The organism is Streptomyces sp. NPDC055103 (assembly GCF_053607625.1).
The window spans coordinates 37,003-58,656 of sequence record NZ_JBSGTX010000043.1 but is presented as its reverse complement, the minus strand read 5'-3'; the positions used below and the strand labels follow the sequence as shown (position 1 = coordinate 58,656).

17 protein-coding genes and 2 tRNA genes are annotated in these 21,654 nt (G+C 72.3%); 14 read left to right on the top strand and 5 right to left on the bottom strand.

What is annotated here, in order from left to right; genetic code table 11:
* Window positions 1–57 precede the first annotated feature (57 nt).
* The gene (locus tag ACWFR1_RS25430; RefSeq protein ID WP_453554869.1) at window positions 58–3,951 is read right to left on the bottom strand and encodes a PAS domain-containing protein; all 3,894 of its coding nucleotides are present in this window, start codon (window positions 3,949–3,951) and stop codon (window positions 58–60) included.
* A 141-nt stretch (window positions 3,952–4,092) separates the two neighbouring features.
* A complete protein-coding gene (locus ACWFR1_RS25425; RefSeq protein ID WP_453554867.1) occupies window positions 4,093–4,518 on the bottom strand; it encodes an SSI family serine proteinase inhibitor in 426 nt (141 codons plus the stop codon).
* Between the two features lie 344 nt (window positions 4,519–4,862).
* On the opposite strand from ACWFR1_RS25425, the gene ACWFR1_RS25420 reads away from it, so the two are divergent.
* The 13 genes from ACWFR1_RS25420 to ACWFR1_RS25360 all read left to right on the top strand — a co-directional run bounded on the left by ACWFR1_RS25420 (window position 4,863) and on the right by ACWFR1_RS25360 (window position 17,908).
* Window positions 4,863–4,953: transfer RNA gene (locus ACWFR1_RS25420), tRNA-Ser, on the top strand.
* A 277-nt stretch (window positions 4,954–5,230) separates the two neighbouring features.
* A tRNA-Arg gene (locus tag ACWFR1_RS25415) sits at window positions 5,231–5,303 on the top strand.
* Between the two features lie 675 nt (window positions 5,304–5,978).
* Complete coding sequence (locus ACWFR1_RS25410) at window positions 5,979–6,344, top strand: PH domain-containing protein (RefSeq protein ID WP_024756150.1); 366 nt, start codon at window positions 5,979–5,981, stop codon at window positions 6,342–6,344.
* 149 nt (window positions 6,345–6,493) lie between these two features.
* A complete protein-coding gene (locus ACWFR1_RS25405) occupies window positions 6,494–7,330 on the top strand; it encodes a BRO-N domain-containing protein (RefSeq protein WP_453554865.1) in 837 nt (278 codons plus the stop codon).
* Between the two features lie 166 nt (window positions 7,331–7,496).
* Window positions 7,497–8,366: a DUF2797 domain-containing protein gene (locus ACWFR1_RS25400; RefSeq protein ID WP_453554863.1), complete on the top strand. Its 870-nt coding sequence runs from the start codon at window positions 7,497–7,499 to the stop codon at window positions 8,364–8,366.
* A gap of 74 nt (window positions 8,367–8,440) precedes the next feature.
* Window positions 8,441–8,776 carry an antibiotic biosynthesis monooxygenase family protein gene (locus ACWFR1_RS25395; RefSeq protein WP_453554861.1) on the top strand — a complete coding sequence of 112 codons (336 nt, stop codon included), beginning with the start codon at window positions 8,441–8,443 and terminating at the stop codon, window positions 8,774–8,776.
* Entirely contained in the window at window positions 8,763–9,638 is an 876-nt protein-coding gene (locus tag ACWFR1_RS25390) for an amidohydrolase family protein (protein WP_453554859.1), read from the top strand. The genes ACWFR1_RS25395 and ACWFR1_RS25390 overlap by 14 nt, the downstream gene beginning before the upstream one ends.
* 143 nt (window positions 9,639–9,781) lie before the next feature.
* A complete protein-coding gene (locus tag ACWFR1_RS25385; protein ID WP_453554857.1) occupies window positions 9,782–10,525 on the top strand; it encodes a response regulator transcription factor in 744 nt (247 codons plus the stop codon).
* Window positions 10,526–10,528: 3 nt separating this feature from the next.
* Window positions 10,529–12,085 (top strand): sensor histidine kinase, encoded by a 1,557-nt coding sequence (locus tag ACWFR1_RS25380; RefSeq protein ID WP_453554855.1) that lies wholly within the window; start codon window positions 10,529–10,531, stop codon window positions 12,083–12,085.
* Window positions 12,086–12,111: 26 nt separating this feature from the next.
* Window positions 12,112–13,392 carry a glycosyltransferase gene (locus ACWFR1_RS25375; RefSeq protein ID WP_453554853.1) on the top strand — a complete coding sequence of 427 codons (1,281 nt, stop codon included), beginning with the start codon at window positions 12,112–12,114 and terminating at the stop codon, window positions 13,390–13,392.
* The gene (locus ACWFR1_RS25370) at window positions 13,389–15,500 is read left to right on the top strand and encodes an ArnT family glycosyltransferase (RefSeq protein ID WP_453554851.1); all 2,112 of its coding nucleotides are present in this window, start codon (window positions 13,389–13,391) and stop codon (window positions 15,498–15,500) included. The genes ACWFR1_RS25375 and ACWFR1_RS25370 overlap by 4 nt, the downstream gene beginning before the upstream one ends.
* 75 nt (window positions 15,501–15,575) lie before the next feature.
* Complete coding sequence (locus tag ACWFR1_RS25365) at window positions 15,576–17,105, top strand: MFS transporter (RefSeq protein WP_453554850.1); 1,530 nt, start codon at window positions 15,576–15,578, stop codon at window positions 17,103–17,105.
* 35 nt (window positions 17,106–17,140) lie between these two features.
* Entirely contained in the window at window positions 17,141–17,908 is a 768-nt protein-coding gene (locus ACWFR1_RS25360) for a TetR/AcrR family transcriptional regulator (protein WP_453554848.1), read from the top strand.
* Between the two features lie 116 nt (window positions 17,909–18,024).
* On the opposite strand, the gene ACWFR1_RS25355 is transcribed toward ACWFR1_RS25360, so the two are convergent.
* Both ACWFR1_RS25355 and ACWFR1_RS25350 read right to left on the bottom strand, forming a co-directional pair.
* On the bottom strand, window positions 18,025–19,626 hold the full coding sequence (locus ACWFR1_RS25355; RefSeq protein ID WP_453554846.1) for an MDR family MFS transporter: 1,602 nt from the start codon (window positions 19,624–19,626) through the stop codon (window positions 18,025–18,027).
* A 15-nt stretch (window positions 19,627–19,641) separates the two neighbouring features.
* Window positions 19,642–20,121: a MarR family winged helix-turn-helix transcriptional regulator gene (locus ACWFR1_RS25350; RefSeq protein WP_453554844.1), complete on the bottom strand. Its 480-nt coding sequence runs from the start codon at window positions 20,119–20,121 to the stop codon at window positions 19,642–19,644.
* A 201-nt stretch (window positions 20,122–20,322) separates the two neighbouring features.
* Between ACWFR1_RS25350 and ACWFR1_RS25345 the strand changes: the two genes are divergently transcribed.
* Window positions 20,323–20,565 carry a hypothetical protein gene (locus ACWFR1_RS25345; RefSeq protein WP_453554842.1) on the top strand — a complete coding sequence of 81 codons (243 nt, stop codon included), beginning with the start codon at window positions 20,323–20,325 and terminating at the stop codon, window positions 20,563–20,565.
* 112 nt (window positions 20,566–20,677) lie between these two features.
* Here ACWFR1_RS25345 and ACWFR1_RS25340 read toward each other — a convergent pair whose 3' ends face one another.
* Entirely contained in the window at window positions 20,678–21,538 is an 861-nt protein-coding gene (locus ACWFR1_RS25340) for a hypothetical protein (RefSeq protein ID WP_453554840.1), read from the bottom strand.
* Between the last annotated feature and the right edge of the window lie 116 nt (window positions 21,539–21,654).

Here is a 21,654-nt window from a genome sequence, read left to right as displayed (position 1 = left end):
GTCTGCCCGAAGGGCAGGCCAGGCGTCGCCCGGCAGACGGGACTTTCGAAACACGCCCTAGTTGGTGCCGATCTTCGCGAGCAGGTCGACGATCCGGGCCTGGACCTCGGTGCTGTTCGACCGCTCGGCGAGGAAGAGGACCGTCTCGCCGGAGGACAGCTTGGGCAGCTCCTCCTCGTCGAGGTCGGCCGAGGTGTAGACGACGAGCGGGGTGCGGTTCAACTGCCCGTTCGCGCGCAGCCAGTCGATGATCCCGGCGCGTCGGCGGCGCACCTGCATCAGGTCCATCACGACGAGGTTCGGCCGGGTCTGCGTGGCCAGCGCGACCGCCTCGGTGTCCGTGGCCGCCCGCGAGACCTGCATCCCGCGCCGCTCCAGGGTGGCGGCGAGCGCCTCCGCGATGTCGTCGTGCTCCTCGATCAGCAGGACCCGCGACGGGTGCTGCTCGCTGTCGCGGGGCGCGAGCGCCTTGAGCAGCACGGCCGGGTCGGCGCCGTAGGCGGCCTCCCGGGTCGCCTGCCCGAGGCCGGCCGCGAGCAGCACCGGCACCTCGGCGGCGACGGCGGCCTGGCGCAGCGACTGGAGTGCGGTACGGGTGATGGGCCCGGTCAGCGGGTCGACGAAGAGCGCGGCGGGGAACGCGGCGATCTGGGCGTCGACCTCCTCGCGGGAGTGCACGATCACCGGGCGGTAGCCGCGGTCGCTGAGGGCCTGCTGGGTGGTGACGTCGGGCGCGGGCCAGACGAGCAGCCGGCGCGGGTTGTCGAGCGGCTCGGGGGGCAGCTCGTCGTCGACGGGCCGCGGCGCGGGACGGTTGGCGACCTCGACCGCGCCACCGGGCCCGTCGAGGGGCTCGGGGCCTTCGGCGGAGCCCTCCGCGGGCGCCCCTATGGCGTAGGCGCGGCCCTCGGGGGCGGCCGGGGCGAGCCCCAGCGCGGCCTCGGGGGAGGACTGCGGGTGCGGCTTGGCCGTGCTCTCGGCGGCGGCCGGTACGGGCGACGCCGCCGGGACCGGCGGGTCGACCCCCGGCGGGGTGGCGAGCTTCCGCCGCCGCCCGGAGCCGTTGGAGGGCGCGCTCACCGACGGAACGGCGGGGGTTACGGGGGCGGGAGCGGCCGCAGGTGCCGCAGGGGTCGCCGAGGCCGGAGCGAGTGGGGCGGCCGGGGTGGCGGGAGCGACGGACGCGACGGACGGGCCGGGTGAGACGGACGCGCCGGATGCGCTGGCTGCGCCGGACGCGGCCCGAGCGGCCGGCGGGACGAAGGGCACGCCCTGCCCGAGGGTGCGCACGCTGAACGCCCGCCCCTGGGTCGAGTCCTTCGGCATGGGCAGCTCGGGCGGCAACGGTACGGAGCCGGTGCCCGTCCCGGAACCGGTACCGCCCTGCGGCGCGGGCAGCGGGGTCGCCGACGACGGCAGGGGCGCAGGCGGTGCCATGGCCCGGCGGCGCCCGCTCGGCTCGGGCTGCGGCAGAGGCAGCGGCTGCGGCGCGAGGTGCGGATGGGGCTGCGGGGGCGTGTGGTCGGAGCCGGGGACAGCGTGTACGGCCTCGTGCTGCCCCTCGTCGGAGACGGGCAGCGCGGCGGCCGGAACCGCCACAGGAACCGAGGCGAAAGCCGGGGCAGGCCCGCTGAGGGAATCCGGGACAGAACCCGGGAGGGAGCCGGGGATGGAGCCCGGGACGGAACCGGGAACGGAATCGGGGCGGTCGGTGTCGGCCGGCGGGAGCGCGAACGGCGTCCGGGGACCGGCGTCGGCCGCCGCGGCCCGCTCCTGTGCGGCGGCGAGCGCCCGCCGGCGGCGTCCGCTCGGCTGGGCCGCCGGCGCGTCACTGCCGGAGGCGACGGCGGGCAGGGCCAGGGCAGGACCGTGCGAGGCCGCGGGCGCGTTCACGTGCTCCGCCGCGGTGACCCCCTGCGGAGGCACGGCGGCACCCAGCGCGGCCCGCCCCTGCGCGCCCTCGGCGGCGGTCACCACGGACCCCTCGGCGGGACGGCCACGGCGGCGCCCGGTGGGCTCGACGGCGGGCCCGGAAGAAAGCGAACCGGAAGGCGCGGAAGCGGGAAGCGCGGCCATGGCGGTGCCGTCGGCGGAGGCGTTCTGCTGGGCCGGGATCAGCTCGGCGGGGCCGGGAGCCTCTCCCGTACGGGCACGGCGGCGACCGCCCGCCTCGGTGCCCTCCGGGGCGACCGGGCTCTCCAGGAACGCGTCCGTGGAGGCGCGCCGGGCCCGGCGACGTCCGCCGCCCGAGGTCTCGCCCTCAGCGCCCGTGGCCTGCGCGGGCAGCGCGGGAATCTCCCGCGCACCGGCGTCCTGCGACGCAGACGCAGACGTAGACGCGGAAGCGGACGAGGCAATGGCGACGGACGCGGCAGTACTCGCAGGTGCGGGGACCGTGCCCCGACCGGCGCCGAGCGGGACTTCGAGGACGTACGCGCCGCCGCTCGTCCCCGGCACCTCGTGGGTCTGGACGACACCGCCGTGCGCCGCCACGATCCCGCGGACGACCGGCCCGTGGACCGGGTCGCCGCCCGCGTACGGGCCGCGGACCTCGATGCGTACGACGTCTCCGCGCTGCGCCGCCGCGACGACGATCGTGGAGTCGACCGGCCCCGCGCCCTGGACGGCGGCCCGGTTCTGGCCGGTCGCGTCGACGCCGGCGACGTCCGCGACGAGATGCGCGAGCGCGGTCGCGAGCCGCTCCGGGTCCACCTCGGCCTCGATCGGCGGCGCGTGCACGGCGAACTGCGCGCGGCCGGGCCCGATCAGTTCGACGGCCCCGTCGATGCCGGCCGTCACGACCCCGTCGAGCAGCGAGACCCGCCGGTCGAGCTCCTCCGCGCCCGCGTCCAGGCGCTGGTAGCCGAGGACGTTGTCCACGAGCGCCGTCATCCGGGCGTATCCGGCGGTCAGGTGGTGCAGCACCTGGTTGGCCTCGGGCCACAGCTGCCCGGCGTCGTCCGCGGCCAGCGCGCCCAGGCGCGTGCGCAGCTCCTCCAGCGGCCCGCGCAGCGACTCGGCGAGGACGGCGGTCAGCTGCTCGTGCCGGGCCGCCAGCGAGGCGTACCGCTCCTGCTGCGCCTCCCGCTCGGCCGCGTGCCGCTCGGCACGGTCGGCGAGCTCGGCGGCGTGCTCCTCGGCGAGCTGCTCGTACGGCCTGCGGTCGGTGAACGTCATCACGGCGCCGACGAGCTGGTCGCCGTCCCGGACGGGAGCGGTCGTGAGGTCGACCGGCACCCGGTCGCCCTTCTTCGCCCACAGCACCTGCCCGCGCACCCGGTGCTTGCGCCCGGACTTGAGGGTGTCGGCGAGCGGCGACTCCTCGTACGGGAAGGGCTCGCCGTCCGCGCGGGTCGCGAGGATCAGCGGGTGCAGCTCCTGGCCGCCGAGCTCACCGGCGCGGTAGCCGAGGATCTGCGCGGCGGCGGGGTTCACGAGGACGACCCTGCCGTCGGTGTCCGTGCCGACGACGCCCTCGGACGCGGCGCGCAGGATCATCTCGGTCTGGCGCTGCGAGCGGGCGAGTTCGGCCTCGGTGTCGAGGGTGCCGGTGAGGTCGCGTACGACGAGCATGAGCAGCTCGTCGCCGGTGTAGCCGCTGTACGAGTCGTAGGCCTCGCGGCCGTCCTCCAGGCTGGCGCTGGTCACCTCGACGGGGAACTCGCCGCCGTCCGTGCGGCGGGCGATCATCCGGGTCGGCTTGGTGCGGCCCCGCTCGTCGGTGCCCTCGGGGCGGCGCATGGAGCCGGGGATGAGGCGCGAGTCGAAGCCGGGCAGCAGATCGAGCAGGCCACGGCCGACGAGCGCGGTGCCGGGCGTCTCGAACATGCCGAGGGCGATCGTGTTGGCGTTGACGACCGTGCCGTTGCAGTTGACGAGCACGAGGCCGTCGGGGAGGGCGTCGAGTATGGCTGCGAGGCGAGCAGCGCCTCGGGATGGCCTGCTGCTCACGACGACGGTTCCTCCCTGACCCACTGCACGTGCTTGCCTGTCGGCAGGCGGGCCCCATCTTGCCCCTCGGGCCGCAGCCTGTCACGGAGGGAGTCTAAGGGAGGCGCCGCCCGCCGTTCATTGAGCGAGTCCCCGACCGGGTCATCGGCCGAGGATGGGAAGCACCGGCTGAAGGTTGGTCCAGCGGTCGATCTCGCAGCCGTTGACGCGGGAGAAGCGCGCGTCGATCTTGCGGCCCTGCCAGGTGCCGGTGACGTGCGCGACGGCGGTTCCGCCGTACACCTGGGTGCACATCGCGTCCTGCGGAACGGCCTTGAACGGGTTCGCGCCCGTCTTCGCGTGCTCCTCCAGCCGCGCGCAGGCGTCCTCGGCGGCCGGGTGGTTTCCGCCGGCCTGGTCGTCGCAGGTCAGCTCGAAGGTCCCGTCGGCGGCGGGGTAACCGCTCTCGGCGACCGTCACGGTCAGCTTGTCGGGCGAGGAGAGCAGGGGCAGTGGCGGCAGGGGGCCGAACCCGGCGGCACCGGCGGCGGTGGTGGCGAGGGTCGCGAGAGCGAGACGGCGCAACATACGGATCTCCAGAAGCAGCGATGCACGACGGACAAAGACGAAAGACACAGGCACGGCACGAACACGAAGACGAAGACGGGACACGGGACACGGGACACGAACACGGGGACACAGATGCGCTGCGCCGAAGGGCGGCCGGCCCGATATCCCCGCCCCTCTAACGCTCCGGGCGCCGGGGCGTTGCGCAAGCGGGGTGCGCCGGGTGGGCGGCGCGACGACCCGGCCGGGGTCCCCGGGGCTTTGCCCTGGACCCCGGAGGCCTAGTACGGTGAGAATCGATTGGTGACAGCCGGTTCGCCTGTGTCATCATCTGCACGCACCACTCGCGTATGCGCGGGGTGCATGGAGGCGTCGCCTAGTCCGGTCTATGGCGCCGCACTGCTAATGCGGTTTGGGTCTTAAAGCCCATCGAGGGTTCAAATCCCTCCGCCTCCGCCCCTACCGAAGCCCCGGCCCCACGGCCGGGGCTTCGGCCGTTTCCGGACACGAGGCACCCGGTGTGACCCCGGTCTCTTTCCGGCGGTTTCCGGCCCGAGACCCCCAGTCGAGGCCCCTCGCCCACAGCTCCCCGGAACCTCCCTTGTGCGGCGTTTTCGCAGTTCACAAGGGGTGGGGTGAATGGATTTCACATGACGGCGGCAGTCATGTAATGTTCTTCCTGTCGCCGCGAGCGGGTCGAAAGGCCGGGGGGCGAAGACGGAAAACAAAACAAGCACTCGTAGCTTAACGGATAGAGCATCTGACTACGGATCAGAAGGTTGCAGGTTCGAATCCTGCCGAGTGCACATGAGTGAGAGGCCCCGGACGAGAGTCCGGGGCCTCTCGCGTTTCCGGGCCGCGAGCACCGGATCGGTGACGGCGTTGGCGAGCACCCCACCGGTGTCGAAGAACGCGAGTCTTCCTTCTGCGGAGCTACAGGGCCGATGGTGGACATGGGCGGCCTCGGAGCCCAAGGAGGCCAACCCTGTCGCTGACACCGACGGAAGGGCCTGCAGACGCAATCAATCGCACGATGTGTGGTTCCTGGCCGGCACCTTCGGCGATCAGGTCAAGCGCGCGTGCAAGTCCCCAGCGGTCGTCCCGTTACCGTGCCGGTCATCAACCAGCTCGGAGACCCCCAGAGCTGTACGGCCTTCATGAGCAGCGCGAAGGGGACTGTGCTTCTCGACGGCAAGGCGGTCGAGCCGGAGGCCTACGAAGGCGACTCGATCACTGTGGAAGGCGCTCAAGGCGACCCGGTCACCGGAGAGGGAGGGCGCTTCACGGCTACAGGGTGCGGACTGTGGGTGCAGCTGCCGTCCCTCGCTCCAGGAATCTTGATCTTCACGTCGAGGCAACCGCCCCCGTCCGACGGCGTTGCTCCGGGGCCTCTTGCGCTGTGGTCGGGGGCTCCCCGTGGGGGGCTTGTGCGGGCTAAGGTCTGATGATCGTTCTTTTTCTTCATCAGTGGGGGCTGGGGCATGGCACTTTTCGGGAACGCGCACGCGATCGATCCGGCGCAGGCGCAGCAGGACTTCGCGCGGCTGCTCGGGCAGGGGGAGCAGGTGCACGCCGCGTACCTGCTGATTCGCGACACGATCTTCTTCACCGACCGGCGACTGGTGCTCGTCGACAAGCAGGGCATCACCGGCAAGAAGGTCGAGTACCACTCGATCCCGTACCGGAGCATCACGCACTTCGCCGTCGAGACCGCCGGCACCTTCGACCTCGACGCCGAGCTGAAGATCTGGATCTCGGGCAACGCGGTGCCGGTCCAGAAGACCTTCACCAAGGGCGTCGACATCTACGAGGTGCAGGCGATCCTCACGCAGTTCGTCGCCAAGTAGGGCATGTAGGTCATGGAGGCCGGCTGGGCCTCAGTTGGTGTGAAGGCCCTCGGGGTTCCGGGGGCCTTCCCCTTTTGGGTGAACCTGTCTGATTTGCATGTCAGTTGAATATGCCCTCGGCCTAACTTGCGAGGTGGAGGTGATGATCGATGGATGCGATCGACATCGATGACATGGTGCACGTCGCCACCGGGGCACGACTGCGCCGACTGACCGCGCCGGACGGGACGCACTGGTTCCCGGTCGTGGACGTGGCGAAGCGGCTGGGGTACGCCGGGACGCGGGAGGCGCTGCGGACGGTGACGCTGCCCGAGGAGTGCCTGGCGGGGGCGGGGGAGCTCGCCGGGAGCGCCGCGATACTCGCGCTCAGCGGCGTCAGGGCCTCGGCCCGGATGGTGAACCTTCCCGGGCTCGTCCAGCTCGTGGGCGCGTGCCGGAGACCGGAGGCCGGGCCGTTCCGGGCGTGGGTCGCGGAGGTCGTGACGGCGGTCCAGCGGGACGGCGGCTACGGACTCGAACCCTCGCCGGTCCGCGCGGGGTTCCTCCTGCCGCCGGAGCTCGTCGACGCGCTCGTACGGCTGGAGGGCGAGTTCGACGAGCAGGCCGCCGTGTACGCCGCGTACGACGAGTACGCCGACCGCGCGGAGCTGCTCCGCGAGACACGTGAGAACCTCGCAAGGGCCGCCGACTCCCTTGCACGGCTCTCCGTGCCCCGGCAGCGCTCCGGCGCCGCCGTCGTCTCGCTCACCCCGCAGCAGCTCGTCGAGTCCTGGGCCATCACCGGCGACATGCGGACCGTCGCCTGCTGCCTCGCGCCCGCGCTCGTGCGGGGCGGGGTCCGCTACCGGCCGCAGGACGTCACCCTTCGCACCGGGCTGTCCGGCGAGCGCGTCCGTGACTGCGTCCGGATCCTTCTGGAGCGCGGCTGCATGCGGGAGGTGGGTGCTCCGGATACCGACGGCGCCCGGATCTACGTCCTGCCCTGAGGGGGCGTGCCCCGGGCCGGCGTGGCCTGAGCCGGCGTGGCCCTACCTGGTGGTGGCACCGCCACCACCAGGTAGGCGTCGGCGTGCACGATCCGGCCCAAGGTCGGGGACCGGAAGCGGATGTGGCGGAGACTGGACACCACAGCAGGGTAGGGAGGCGTGGGCCGTGGAGTGGTGGTGCCGGGGGATCGGCTGGGGCGGCGGGGAGCCCGGGCTGCGGTGGCGGGGAGGGCGGGTGAGCGCCCTCGTGTACGGGCAAAGGCTTGCCTTTCGGGCCGTCGGGGTCCGGCGGTGTCCCGGGGCCCGGAGCAATCCCTGTCCCCTGGAGGCCGTCGTCTCCGGGCGGGCCACCGGCGGGCGGTGCGCCGAGTGCGCGCGGCTCGACCGGGCGCACTCCGTCGCGGCGGACACCCTGCTGGACGACCCGCAGCCGTACCGCGTCTATCTCGCCTGGTTCGGGCCCGGCATGACCAAGGTCGGGATCACCGCCGAGGCCCGGGGCGAGGCCCGGCTCCTGGAGCAGGGGGCCGTCGCCTTCAGCTGGCTGGGGCGCGGGCCTCTCATGGCCGCGCGCCGGACCGAGGAGGTGCTGCGGCAGGCGCTCGGCGTGCCCGACCGGATCGCGTACGAGCGGAAGCGGGCCGTACGGCACGTCCTGCCGCCCGTCGAGGACCGTGCCCGGGAGATCGAGGAGCTCCACCGGCGCGCGCGGGCGGTCGGCGGGTGGACGGAGACCCTGGAGCCGCTGGACTTCGTCCCCCGCGACCACGTCGGCGCCTTCCATCTCGACGGGCTGCCGCCGCTCGCCGGGACGGTCACCGAGCTCGTCGACGGCGGTGTCGTCACTGGGCGGCTGCTCGCCGCCGCAGGTCCCGATCTGCACCTGCTCGACCCCGAAGGACGCTGCCTCGCCCTCGACACCCGTCTGATGGGCGGATGGGTGCTCCAGGGGGCCGGGGAGGGCGAGGGGCTTTCGGTGCCCGTGACTCCCGTGGTCGGGGCCGAACCCCCGAGCGCTCAGGGCGAGCTCTTCTGACGCTTCGTAAAGTCTTGGATCCCTTTGGCCTGCGACCGTGGACAGCCCGGCCCCGCCCCCGCGAGGGTGATCACATGACCCAGAAGCTGGTGGCGGGCCTGGAACCGCCTTACTACACCGCCCTGTTCACCTCCATTCGTCCCGACGCCCCCGAGGGCTACGCCGAGACCTCCTCCCGCATGCAGGACATCGTCAAGGACATCCCCGGGTTCCTCGGCTACGAGTACGCCCGCACCCCCGGCGGCATCGGCATCACCGTCGCCTACTTCCGCGACCTGGAGTCCCTCGACACCTGGCGTCTCGACACCGAGCACCAGGCCGCCAAGGCCCACGGCCGTGAGCACTGGTACGAGAGCTACAGCGTTCACATCGGCAAGGTCGAACGGAGCTACAGCTTTGAGCGACCGTGACATCCCGGCGCTGATCGAGCGCCTCGGGCTTCCCGGGCTCGTCGACGTGCACACGCACTTCATGCCGCAGAACGTCCTCGACAAGGTCTGGGCCTACTTCGACTCCGCCGGCCCCCTGACGGGCCTGGAGTGGCCCATCACCTACCGCGAGGAGGAGGACCGCCGGCTCGCGATCCTGCGAGGGTTCGGGGCCGTCGCCTTCACCGCGATGCTCTACCCGCACAAGCCCGGCATGGCCGCCTGGCTGAACGCCTGGGCCGCCGACTTCGCCGCCCGCACCCCCGACTGTCTGCACACCGCGACCTTCTTCCCCGAGCCGGGCGTCGACACATACGTCCGTGAGGCGCTCGGTGCCGGCGCCCGCGTCTTCAAGGTGCACCTCCAGGTCGGCGGGTTCGACCCCACGGACCCGCTGCTCGACACCGTGTGGGGAACCCTCGCCGACACCGATACGCCCGTCGTCGTCCACTGCGGCTCCGGGCCCACCCCGGGGACGTTCACCGGGCCCGAGCCCATGGGGCGGCTGCTCGCCCGCCACCCCCGGCTGCCCGTGATCGTCGCGCACATGGGGATGCCCGAGTACGGGGACTTCCTCACCCTCGCCGAGCGGTACGAGGGCGTGCGTCTCGACACCACCATGGCCTTCACCGACTTCAGTGAGCGGCTCGCACCCTTCCCCACGACGGAGCTCGGGCGGCTCGCCGACCTCGGCGACCGGATCCTGCTCGGCTCCGACTTCCCCAACATCCCGTACCCGTACGCCCACCAGCTCCACGCCCTCGAACGCCTCGGGCTCGGGGACGACTGGATGCGGCGGGTCCTGTACGAGAACGGCGCCGCGCTGTTTCACGTGAAACCGTGAGCCGCTGAGGCCGTCCTCGGCTGCTTGTCCCTCCCTCGGCTCCTGCGCCCCTCTCAGCTCCCCGGGCCTTCCTTCACCCTTTCTCAGGGAATTCACAGGAAAGGGAAAGAGGGCTCTCAGCGGCTGCGGCGAGCGTGGGCACCATGACCGTCACCACACGCCGCCCCGGCACCCGCGCCGACATGCTCCGTGCCGACGGCACCGCCGTCCGCGTCCTCGTCGTCGACGACGAGGCCTCGCTCGCCGAGCTCCTCTCCATGGCCCTCCGCTACGAGGGCTGGCAGGTACGGAGCGCCGGAGACGGCGCCGCCGCCCTGCGCTCCGTTCGCGAGTTCCGGCCCGACGCCGTACTCCTCGACGTGATGCTCCCCGACGCCGACGGACTGAGCCTGCTGGGCTCGATCCGGCGCGAGCTGCCCGACGTTCCGGTGCTCTTCCTGACGGCGAAGGACGCCGTCGAGGACCGGATCGCCGGGCTCACCGCCGGCGGCGACGACTACGTCACCAAGCCCTTCAGCCTGGAGGAGGTCGTCGCCCGGCTGCGCGGCCTCATCCGCAGGTCCGGGGCGGCGCAGGCGCGCAGCGAGTCGCTGCTCACGGTCGGGGACCTGACCCTCGACGAGGACAGCCACGAGGTCACGCGGGGCGGGGACTCGATCCACCTCACGGCGACCGAGTTCGAGCTGCTGCGCTACCTCATGCGCAATCCGCGCCGGGTGCTCAGCAAGGCCCAGATCCTCGACCGCGTCTGGTCCTACGACTTCGGCGGCCAGGCCAACGTCGTCGAGCTCTACATCTCCTACCTGCGCCGGAAGATCGACGCGGGCCGTGCCCCGATGATCCACACCCGGCGTGGGGCCGGATACCTGATCAAGCCCGGGGAGTAGCCCGTGCGCGCAGGTCGTCGGGGGCCGTGGTCACTGCGGACCCGGCTCGTCGTCTCGGCGGTCGCGCTGATCGCGGTCGTCGCGGCCGTGATCGGGACCGTGACGACCATCGCGTTCCGCTCGTACCTGTACGACCAGGCCGACGAGCAGCTCCACGAGGTCTCGGCACGGGCGTCGGGACCCCCGGTCTCCATGGTCTCCGCGCCCGGCATGCCCGACCCGATCCGGGTGAAGGAGCCGTTGGCGTTCGTCCAGGGTCCCGGCGCTCCGATCGGCACCCTCGGCGCGGTCCTCGTGGACGGCGAGGTGACCACCGCCGGGTACTCGTCGGAGGCCGAGTCGGAGAACGGCGAGGCGTACGGGCGGAACGTCCGGAACACCGCGCTCGACGCGGCCCAGCGGTCCGCGCTCGCCGCCGTCCCCCGCGACGGCGAACCGCACACCGTCGAGCTGCCCGGCGGCCTCGGCTCCTACCGGGTCGAGTACGCCTCCGGGGCCCACGGCTCGTTCCTCACCGGCATCCCGCTCACCGAGGTCGAGGACGCCCTCTCCACCCTCGTCCTCGTCGAGCTGAGCGTCACCTGCGCCGGGCTCGGCGCGGCCTCGATCGCCGGGACCGTCCTGGTCAGGGTGGCGCTCCGCCCGCTGCGACGGGTCGCCGCCACCGCCGGTCAGGTCGCCCAGCTCCCGCTGCACAGCGGTGAGGTGGCGCTCCATCAGCGGGTCCCGGAGACGGAGGCCGATCCACGCACCGAGGTCGGTCAGGTCGGCGCGGCCATCAACCGGATGCTCGACCACGTGCACTCGGCGCTCGACGCCCGCCAGCAGAGCGAGACCCGGGTCCGGCAGTTCGTCGCGGACGCCAGCCACGAGCTGCGCACCCCGCTCGCCTCGATCCGGGGGTACGCCGAGCTGACCCGGCGCGGCCGGGAGGAGTGCGGGCCCGACACCCGGCACGCGCTCGGCCGCATCGAGTCGGAGGCGACCCGGATGACGGGTCTGGTGGAGGACCTCCTGCTGCTCGCCCGGCTCGACGCCGGACGCCCCCTCTCGTACGAGAGCACCGACCTCGTCCCCCTCGTCGTGGACGCCGTGAGCGACGCCCGCGCCGCCGGGCCCGCGCACCACTGGCGTCTCGAACTGCCGGTGGACGGCGAGGCCGTGACCGTACGCGCCGACGGGGCCCGGCTCCAGCAGGTGCTCGTCAACCTCCTCGCCAACGCCCGGACCCACACCCCGCCCGGCACGAAGATCACCGCCCGCGTCCGCGCGGACGGGCCGCACGCGCTCGTCGACGTCGAGGACGACGGGCCCGGTATCCCGCCCGAGCTCCTGTCCTCCGTCTTCGAACGGTTCGCGCGCGGCGACGCCTCCCGCTCCCGGCACGCCGGCTCCACCGGCCTCGGCCTCGCCATCGTGCGCGCGGTCGCCCTCGCCCACGGCGGCGAGGTGACCGTCGCGAGCGCCCCCGGCCGGACCGTCTTCACCGTCCGGCTGCCCGCGGGAAGGGACTTCCCGCCGGACTCACAGCGAGGGCACAGGCTCATCACACAGCCGTGACAGCGGCCACGGCGAGTGTCGTCGGCATGCGAACTCCAACGATCGCGGGCCCCGCGTCCGGGACTCCCGGCGCCCTTCCCGCCCGGGAGCACCTCCCGGTGAGCATCGCCGGAAGGCCCGTCCTGGACGTGGTGATCCCCGTCTACAACGAGGAGAAGGACCTGGAGCCGTGCGTCCGCCGGCTCCACGAACACCTCCTCCGGACCTTCCCGTACGGCTTCCGCATCACCGTCGCCGACAACGCCTCCACCGACACGACCCCGGCCGTCGCCGCGGCCCTCGCCGCCGAGGTGCCCGAGGTGCGCTCCGTACGGCTCGAACAGAAGGGGCGCGGCCGGGCGCTGCGGACGGTCTGGTCCGGCTCCGACGCGCCCGTCCTCGCTTACATGGACGTCGACCTGTCGACCGATCTGAACGCGCTGCTCCCGCTGGTCGCGCCCCTCATCTCGGGCCACTCGGACCTGGCGATCGGCTCCCGGCTCGCCCGCTCCTCGCGGGTGGTGCGCGGGCCGAAGCGGGAGCTCGTCTCGCGGGCGTACAACCTGATCCTGCGCGGCTCGCTCGCCGCGCGCTTCTCCGACGCCCAGTGCGGGTTCAAGGCGATACGGCGGGACGTCGCCGAGCGGCTCCTCCCGATGGTGGAGGACACGGGCTGGTTCTTCGACACCGAGATGCTCGTCCTCGCCGAACGGGCCGGGCTCCGCATCCACGAGGTGCCGGTCGACTGGGTCGACGACCCCGACTCGACCGTGCACATCATGAGGACGGCGACCGACGACCTCAAGGGCGTGTGGCGGGTCGGGCGGGCCCTCGCGACCGGCTCGCTCGCCCTCGACCGGCTGGCCCGGCCCTTCGGGGACGACCCCCGCGACCGCGACCTCAGCGGAGTGCCGGGCGGGCTCGCGCGCCAACTGGTCGGCTTCTGCGTGGTGGGCGCGCTCTCCACGCTCTTCTACCTCGCGCTGTACTCGGCCTTCCGGCTCGGCGTCGGCCCGCAGTTCGCCAACGCCGCCGCCCTCCTCGTCTCGGCCGTCGCCAACACGGCGGCCAACCGGCGCCTCACCTTCGGCGTACGGGGCCGCGACCGGGCCGTCCGCCACCAGGCGCAGGGGCTCGTGGTCTTCGCCATCGGCCTGGCCCTGACGAGCGGCTCGCTCGCCGCCCTGGGCGCGGCGACCGGCGACCCGGCGCACTCCACGGAGCTCGCCGTCCTGATCGTCGCCAATCTCGCCGCGACCGTCCTGCGTTTCCTCCTCTTCCGGCTCTGGGTCTTCCCGGACCGCGCTTCAGCAAGGAACGACCGATGACCACCATGCCCCTCGCGGCCCCTGCCGCGCCGTCCCGTGGCGGCCCCCTCGCCCGGCTCCGGCGCGGGCGCGCCGAGGACGCCCCCTGGGTCCGGCCCGCCTTCCTCGGTCTGCTCGCCGTGACCACCGCGCTGTACCTCTGGAACCTGAGCGCCTCCGGCTACGCCAACTCCTTCTACTCGGCCGCCGTCCAGGCGGGCGGCGAGAGCTGGAAGGCCTTCTTCTTCGGCTCCCTCGACGCGGCCAACGCCATCACCGTCGACAAGCCCCCGGCCGCCCTGTGGCCGATGGCGCTCTCCGTCCGCCTCTTCGGGCTCGGCTCCTGGCAGATCCTGGTGCCCGAGGTGCTGATGGGCGTGGCCACGGTCGCGGTGCTCTGCGCGGCCGTCCGGCGCCGTTTCGGCGCGGGCGCCGGTCTGATCGCGGGCGGGGTCCTCGCGCTGACTCCCGTCGCCGCGCTGATGTTCCGCTTCAACAACCCGGACGCGCTGCTCGCGCTGCTCATGACGGTCGCGGTGTACTGCGTGCTGCGCGCCCTGGAACAGGAGAAGGGCGCGGCGAGGTGGCTGGTGTGGGCCGGAGTGGCCTTCGGGTTCGCGTTCCTCGCGAAGACCCTCCAGGCCTTTCTGATCCTGCCGCCGCTCGCGCTCGTCTACGGGGTCTGCGCGCCGGGCGCGATCCGCCGCCGCGTCGGCCGTCTCGCCCTCGGCGGACTCGCGATGGTCGTGTCGGCGGGCTGGTGGGTGGCCCTGGTCGAGCTGTGGCCGGCGTCCTCCCGCCCGTACGTCGGAGGCTCGCAGAACAACAGCTTCCTTGAGCTGACCTTCGGCTACAACGGCCTCGGCCGGATCAACGGCAACGAGACCGGCAGTGTCGGTGGCGGCGGTCGCGGCGGCTGGGGCGAGACCGGGATCGGCCGGATGTTCAACGACTCGGTCGGCGGTCAGATCTCCTGGCTGCTGCCTGCCGCGCTGATCCTGCTCGTCGCGGGGCTCGTCGTCACCTGGCGGGCGCCCCGGACGGACACGGCACGCTCGGCGTTCCTGGTGTGGGGCGGTTCGCTGCTGATCACGCTCGTCGTCTTCAGCTTCATGGCCGGCATCTTCCACGAGTACTACACGGTGGCCCTGGCCCCGTACCTCGCGGCGCTCGTCGGCATGGGCGCGGCGGTGCTGTGGGAGGAGCGGACCCGGTGGCTCGCCTCGGCGGCCCTCGCGGTGACGGTCGCGGCGACGGCGGTGTGGGGATGGACGCTCCTCGGCCGGACGCCGGACTGGCTGCCTTGGCTGCGCTGGACGGTTCTGGTGGCGGGCGCGGTCGCCGCGTTCGGGCTGCTCCTCGCGGGGCGGACCGACCGGCGCCTCGGGCTGGCGGTGGCCGGGCTCGGCCTGGCGGCGGGGCTCGCGGGCCCGTTCGCGTACACCCTGGAGACGCTGGGCTCCGGACACCAGGGCTCGATCGTCACGGCGGGCCCGGCGGGCGGCGCGATGGGCGGCCGGGGTCCGGGCGGCGCGGGCATGCGGTCGTTCGAGATGGGGGCGATGCCTCCGGGTGGGCAGGGTGGACAAATGCCCGGTGGTCGCGGCCAGATGCCCGATGGCCAGGGCCAGGGCCGGGGGCAGATGCCCGGTGGTCCCGGTGGCACCCCGCCCCAGGGCCTTCCTCAGGGCACGTCGCGAGGCGAGGGCGGTCCCGGCGGCGGCATGGGCGGTCTCCTCAACGGCGCCGCCGTCGGGGCGGAGGCGAAGGCCGCGCTCCTCGCGGACGCCGACGACTACACCTGGGTCGCGGCCACGGTCGGCGCCCAGAACGCGGCCGGTTACCAGCTCGCCACCGAGAAGCCCGTGATGGCGATCGGCGGCTTCAACGGAAGCGACCCGTCCCCGACGCTCGCACAGTTCCAGCAGTACGTCGCCGAGGGGAAGATCCACTACTTCATCGGCAGCGGCGGGAGCAGCGGTGACGAAGGCGGCCGGCTTCTCGGTGGCGGCGGTCCTGGCGGCGGTGACTCGGAGATCTCCACGTGGGTCTCGGAGACCTTCGGGAAGGTCACGGTCGGCGGCGCCACCTTCTACGACCTGACCACGAAGAAGTCCACGACGGAATAATCGCTATACAGCGTACGAGAGCCCTTGTACGGTGTACGAGACCCAGTCCCGTACACCGTACAAGGAGTCTTGCCCATGACGGCGTCGACGACGACCCCGGTCGCCACGCACACCGGCGGCGGCCATCCGCAGCGCTGGCTGATCCTCGGCGTCATCTGCCTCGCCCAGCTCACCGTGCTGCTCGACAACACCGTGCTCAGCGTCGCCATCCCCTCGCTGACCTCCGAACTCCACGCGACCACCACCGACATCCAGTGGATGATCAACGCGTACTCGCTCGTCCAGTCCGGCCTCCTGCTCAGCGCGGGCAACGCCGCCGACCGCTACGGCCGCAAGAAGCTCCTCGCCGCCGGTCTCGCGCTCTTCGGCCTCGGCTCGCTCGCCGCCGGCCTCGCCGACTCGACCACGCAGCTGATCGCCGCCCGCGCGGGCATGGGCGTCGGCGGCGCGCTCCTCATGACCACCACTCTCGCCGTCGTCATGCAGATCTTCGACGACTCCGAGCGGGTCAAGGCCATCGCGCTCTGGTCCACGGTCGCCTCGCTCGGCTTCGCCGGCGGGCCGTTGATCGGCGGCGTGATCCTCGATCGCTTCTGGTGGGGAATGATCTTCCTCGTCAACATCCCGGTCGCTGTCGTCGCGCTCGTCGCCGTCCTCAAGCTGGTCCCCGAGTCCAAGAACCCCCAGGGGGACCGCCCCGACCTGCTCGGCGCACTGCTCTCCACGATCGGCATGACGGCCGTCGTGTACGCGATCATCACCGGTCCCGAGCACGGCTGGCTCTCCACCGAGGTCCTGGTCCCGGCCGTCATCGGCGTCCTCGGCCTCGGCGCCTTCGCGCTGTGGGAGCTCCGCACCCCGTACCCGATGCTCGACATGCACTTCTTCCGCAACCAGAAGTTCGTCGGCGCCATCGGCGGCTCGATCCTCGTCGTGTTCGGCATGGGCGGCTCGCTCTTCCTGCTCACCCAGCACCTGCAGTTCGTGCTCGGGTACGAGCCCCTGGAGGCGGGTCTGCGGATGGCGCCGCTCGCGCTGACGATCGTCGCCCTCAACCTCACCGGCATCGGCCCGAAGATCGTCATGAAGCTCGGCACCCCGCCCACCGTCGTCCTCGGCATGACCCTGGTCGCCGCCGGTCTCACCTCGATCTCGCTGCTCGGCGGCGGCACGGACGGCAGCTACTGGGGCATGCTCCTCGGCCTGCTCCTGATGGGCGGCGGCATCGCCGTCTCGTCCCCGGCGATGGCCAACGCGATCATGAGCTCGATCCCGCCGGAGAAGGCGGGTGTCGGCGCCGGCATCAACGGCACCCTCGCCGAGTTCGGCAACGGCCTGGGCGTCGCCGTCCTCGGCGCCGTGCTCAACGCCCGCTTCGCCGCCCTCGTCGCCGTCACCGCGACCTCGCTCCCGGCCGCCCTCGCCGCCGCGGGCAGCGAGGCCGAGCGCCAGGACATCTCCGACGCCTTCGCCTCCGGCCTCCAGACCAGCCAACTCGTCGGCGCGATCGCCGTCTTCGCCGGCGGTCTGGTCGCCGCGGCCCTCCTCCGGCGGGCCGAGCGGACGGAAAAGGCCCTGAGCTCCGAGCGGCCCGTCGCTGCTTAGCATGGGGACGGACCGCTGACAGACGGAGGAACGCGATGGTCAAGGCAGCCGACCGGGCCAAGAACCCGGCGCGTTCCAGCGTCTGGCTGGAGACCCGGGCCGCCCGCGGCGGCGGCCCGGCGGGGCTCGACCGGGACCGGATCGTCGCCGCCTCGATCCGGATGCTCGACGAGGAGGGCCTGGCCAAGCTGTCGATGCGCAAGCTCGCGACGGAGCTGGGCGTCACGGCCATGTCCCTCTACTGGTACGTGGACACCAAGGACGACATCATCGAGTACGCCGTGGACACGGTCTACGGCGAGATCGACCTCGCCGCGGTCGACGCGGCGGGGGACTGGCGGGAGCGGATCCGGGCGCTCGCCCTGGACTACCGCCGGATGCTGGTGAACCACCCGTGGATGTCGCCGTCAGCGGGCAAGTACCTGAACATCGGCCCGAACGCGGTCGGGGTCGGCGAGAAGATCCACGAGGCGATCCGCGAGACCGGCCTCTCGCTGGAGCGGCAGCCGAGCGCGATGTCGGCGGTCTTCCAGTTCGTGTACGGCTACGGGACGATCGAGTCCCAGTTCGGCCGGCGCGCGGCCGAGGCCGGTATGTCGCAGGACGAGTACTACGGGGACGCGGTCAAGGCCTTCCGGGACGACCCGGAGTTCGGCGCGCAGATCGAGGGGATGCAGGAGATCCTCGACGAGCGGGCCTCGCACGGCAGCGTCAGTGCCATCTGGGACCGCGACTTCGCCTATGCCCTGGACATCCTGGTCGCCGGCATCGAGGCCATGGTTTCCCGTGAAACCAAGAAGTGATCGAGGCCGTGGTTTCCCGTGAAACCACGACATGACGGAGCGGCGGGCCGTCCCCTGCCCGCCGCTCCGTTCCGACCCGGCCGCGCCTCCGCTCGAAGCACGGCCGGGAGCTCTTTCTAGCCCTCCTCGGAGGCCGTCACCGTGCTGCTCTTCAGGGCGACCTCCTTGATGAACAGGGTCACCACGAAGGCGAGCAGCGCGAACGGCGCCGAGTAGAGGAAGACGTCGCCGACGCCGTGTCCGTACGCGCTCTCCATGACCGTACGGATCGGGCCCGGCAGCTTGTCCATGTCCGGGATCCCGCCGCCCGTGCCGCCCTGGCCCATGGCGCCGGCGGCCTTCGGGCCGAGCTCGGCCAGGCCCTCCTTGACGTAGTCCGTGACCCGGTGGGCCATGACCGCGCCCAGCGCCGAGACGCCGATCGCACCGCCGAGGGAGCGGAAGAAGGTGACGACGGAGGAGGCGGCGCCGAGGTCGGCGGGATCCACCTGGTTCTGGGTGCAGAGCACGAGGTTCTGCATCATCATGCCGAGGCCGAGGCCGAGGACCGCCATGAAGATCGCGATGTGCCAGTACGTCGTGTCGTAGCGGATCGTGCCGAGCATCCCGAGGCCGCCGGCCGCCAGGGCGCCGCCGCTGACCAGCCACGCCTTCCACTTGCCGGTCTTCGTGATGATCATGCCGGAGGCGGTGGACGAGACGAACAGGCCCGCGATCATCGGGATCGTGAGGACGCCGGACATCGTCGGCGACTCGTTCCGCGCCAGCTGGAAGTACTGGCTGAAGAAGACCGTGCCGGCGAACATCGCTACACCCACGAAGAGCGAGGCGAGCGAGGCCAGGGTGATCGTGCGGTTGCGGAACAGGCGGAGCGGGATGATCGGCTCGCTCGCCTTCGACTCGACGAGCACGAAGATCCCGCCCAGTGCGATCGCGCCGAGCACCATGGCGGCGGTCTGCCAGGACATCCAGTCGTACTTGTCACCGGCGAAGGTGACCCAGATGAGGAGCAGGGAGACTGCGGCGCTGATGAAGAAGGCACCGGCCCAGTCGACCTTGACCTTGCGCTTCACGACGGGGAGCTTGAGGGTCTTCTGCAGGACGATCAGCGCGATGAACGCGAAGGGCACGCCCACGTAGAAGCACCAGCGCCAGCCGAGCCAGTCGGTGTCGGTGATGACACCGCCGAGCAGCGGGCCGCCGACGGTGGCGACGGCGAAGGTCGCGCCGAGGTAGCCGCTGTACCGGCCGCGCTCACGCGGGGCGATCATCGCGGCCAGGATGATCTGGGAGAGGGCGGTCAGACCGCCGACGCCGATGCCCTGGACGACACGGCAGGCGATGAGCATGCCGGTGCTCTGCGAGAGACCGGCGACGACCGAGCCCGCGACGTAGATGACCAGGGCTATCTGGACGAGCAGCTTCTTCGAGAACAGGTCCGCGAGCTTGCCCCAGAGCGGGGTGGTCGCGGTCATCGAGAGAAGCGCTGCCGTGACCACCCAGGTGTAGGCGGACTGGCCGCCGCCCAGGTCGGTGATGATCTGGGGGAGGGCGTTGGAGACGATCGTCGAGGACAGGATGGCGACGAACATGCCGAGCAGCAGGCCGGACAGCGCCTCCATGATCTGCCGGTGCGTCATCGGGGCACCGTCCGTCGCGGTGTCCCCTTGCTGGGCGCTCCCGCCGCGCACACCGGTGGCAGGTGTGGTGGTAGCCATCAACTTCCTTCGTTCTCAAGCGTGGTGGGCCCGGCAGTCCCCGAAGGAGTCGCGGAGGCGGGCAAGCAGGTCGGTGAGCAGTTCGACGTCGTCGTCGGACCACTCGGCGAGGGTGCGAGCGAGCATGTCCGTCAGCCGTCGGTCGAGGACGGCGAGCATGGACTCGCCCGCGGAGGTCAGGTGCAGGATGCGGGAGCGCTTGTCGGCGGGGTCGGGCAGTCGCTCGACCCAGCCGCGGTCCACGGTGTGGGCCACGTGGCGGCTGCTGACCGACATGTCGACGGCCATCAGTTCGGAGACCCGGCTGATCCGCATGTCCCCGTGGTGGTGGAGCAGGGCGAGGACGATGGCGGAGCCGCCGGGACAGTCGGCGGGCAGGGTCCGCGCGAGTCCGCGCTTCACCGCTCCGATCGCGCTCACCTGGCGGGCGAGGTTCTCGTAGCGCTTGCCTCTGTCGATCGGATCCATCGGGTCCGTCGGGTCCATCGGGTCCATCGGGCACTCCATGGATGTTGTTGCTTAGGGCAACCATAGAGATGGATGGTTGCTTCAGGCAAACTAAATCGGTCAAACGGCGCTAAAGAATCGGCAAAGGGCGGCCGAGGCAGGATCGGGGTGCGGTTTCGGTGTGGGCCGGGCGTGAGAGAGGGCTACGGGCTTGGGTCCCCCACCCGCACTTCGCTAGGGTCCTGGCTCATGGCACACAACCCCCAAGCACCGTACGGCCAGGGTCAGGCTCCCCAGGGGCAGGGCCCCGAGGCTTACGACCCCGCCGGCAGCACGCAGATGTTCCGCGCCTTCGTCGACGAGGGGGCTCCGCAGCGGCAGCAGCCGCTGACGGCGGCGCCGGCGCCGTCCGGGCCGCGTGTCGGCCTGATCGTCGGCGTCGTCGCGGTGATCGCCGTCCTGGCGGTCGTCGCCTGGCTGGCCCTGGGCTGACCCGCTCGACTCCTCCGCACACCCCGGGTGGGCCGGGTCCGCATCGAGCGGACCCGGCCCACCCTCGGTTCCGGGCGCTGTCGGAACGGCCTGGTCAGGGTGAGCCGGCCGCTCACTGCCAGACGGCCGTGACCTGCCGGGTGTCGATCCGCATGCCCAGCGGCACCCGCCAGGAGTCCACGCACACGCGGTACGTCTGCGTTCGCGTCGCCCCGGCGGTGATCGGCGCGGGCAGGGGCTGGCTGGAGGCGATCGTCCGCCAGTCGATGCCGAGGGCGCCGATGATGTGCGTGGCGAAGGTGACCGTGCCCGAACGGGCCGCCGTGCCCCCGGTGTTCCGGAAGGTGACGGTCACCTGCTCGCACCAGCGCCGGTCGGTGTCCGTGAGAACGGGCGCGGAGACGGTCAGCGCGGCGGGCCGGGGCGCGGGGGAGGGTGAGGACGTGGGGGGCGGTGCCGTGGTCGGGGCCGGGGTGGGCCCTGGACCGCCGGTGCCGGGTGCGGGCGATGTCCCGGGAGCGCTGGAGGGTGTACGGGGCGGGGTGCCGCCGCCGGTCCCCGGAGCCGTTCCGGAAGGGGTGGTGCCGGAGCCGCCGGGCGCGGAGGTCACCGGAGCCGTACCGGAACTCGTACCGGATCCTGTGCTGCCGGTCGAGCCCGAGCCGGCCGATGCGCCCGCCGTGCCTGCGGAGCCGGACGAGGACGCCGTGCCCCCGCCCGCCGTGTCCGACGGTCCTGGCGACGGTGAGGACGGCGTGGGCGCCGGTGACGAGGTGCTCGATGTCGTGCCGCTCGCCGTGGGGCTGTCCAGGGGCACCAGCGTGACCGCGCCCGAGGGAGCGATCGCGCCCTTCGGGGAGGGGCCGGCGCCGACCGCCGCGTACCCCTCACCGTCTCCTCCGCCGCCACAGGCGGTCAGCGCCCCGCCGAGGCAGAGCGCCACCGCCACGAGTCCCGGCTTCCTTCGCCTCATGGGCCACAGTCTGACTGACAGGCCGTCAACAAGGCGGGGTTTTCCGGAAGTCCGTCGCCCGGTCAGGCGTCGGGCTCACCGCCGGGCTCACCGCCGGGTTCGACGTCGGATCAGTC

Coding starts and splice junctions, on each gene's coding strand:
- ACWFR1_RS25425 (WP_453554867.1), bottom strand. CDS start 4,518: ATGTTGCGCCGTCTCGCTCTCGCGACCCTCGCCACCACCGCCGCCGGT.
- ACWFR1_RS25410 (WP_024756150.1), top strand. CDS start 5,979: ATGGCACTTTTCGGGAACGCGCACGCGATCGATCCGGCGCAGGCGCAG.
- ACWFR1_RS25405 (WP_453554865.1), top strand. CDS start 6,494: ATGGATGCGATCGACATCGATGACATGGTGCACGTCGCCACCGGGGCA.
- ACWFR1_RS25395 (WP_453554861.1), top strand. CDS start 8,441: ATGACCCAGAAGCTGGTGGCGGGCCTGGAACCGCCTTACTACACCGCC.
- ACWFR1_RS25385 (WP_453554857.1), top strand. CDS start 9,782: ATGACCGTCACCACACGCCGCCCCGGCACCCGCGCCGACATGCTCCGT.
- ACWFR1_RS25375 (WP_453554853.1), top strand. CDS start 12,112: ATGCGAACTCCAACGATCGCGGGCCCCGCGTCCGGGACTCCCGGCGCC.
- ACWFR1_RS25370 (WP_453554851.1), top strand. CDS start 13,389: ATGACCACCATGCCCCTCGCGGCCCCTGCCGCGCCGTCCCGTGGCGGC.
- ACWFR1_RS25365 (WP_453554850.1), top strand. CDS start 15,576: ATGACGGCGTCGACGACGACCCCGGTCGCCACGCACACCGGCGGCGGC.
- ACWFR1_RS25360 (WP_453554848.1), top strand. CDS start 17,141: ATGGTCAAGGCAGCCGACCGGGCCAAGAACCCGGCGCGTTCCAGCGTC.
- ACWFR1_RS25355 (WP_453554846.1), bottom strand. CDS start 19,626: ATGGCTACCACCACACCTGCCACCGGTGTGCGCGGCGGGAGCGCCCAG.
- ACWFR1_RS25350 (WP_453554844.1), bottom strand. CDS start 20,121: ATGGACCCGATGGACCCGACGGACCCGATGGATCCGATCGACAGAGGC.
- ACWFR1_RS25345 (WP_453554842.1), top strand. CDS start 20,323: ATGGCACACAACCCCCAAGCACCGTACGGCCAGGGTCAGGCTCCCCAG.
- ACWFR1_RS25340 (WP_453554840.1), bottom strand. CDS start 21,538: ATGAGGCGAAGGAAGCCGGGACTCGTGGCGGTGGCGCTCTGCCTCGGC.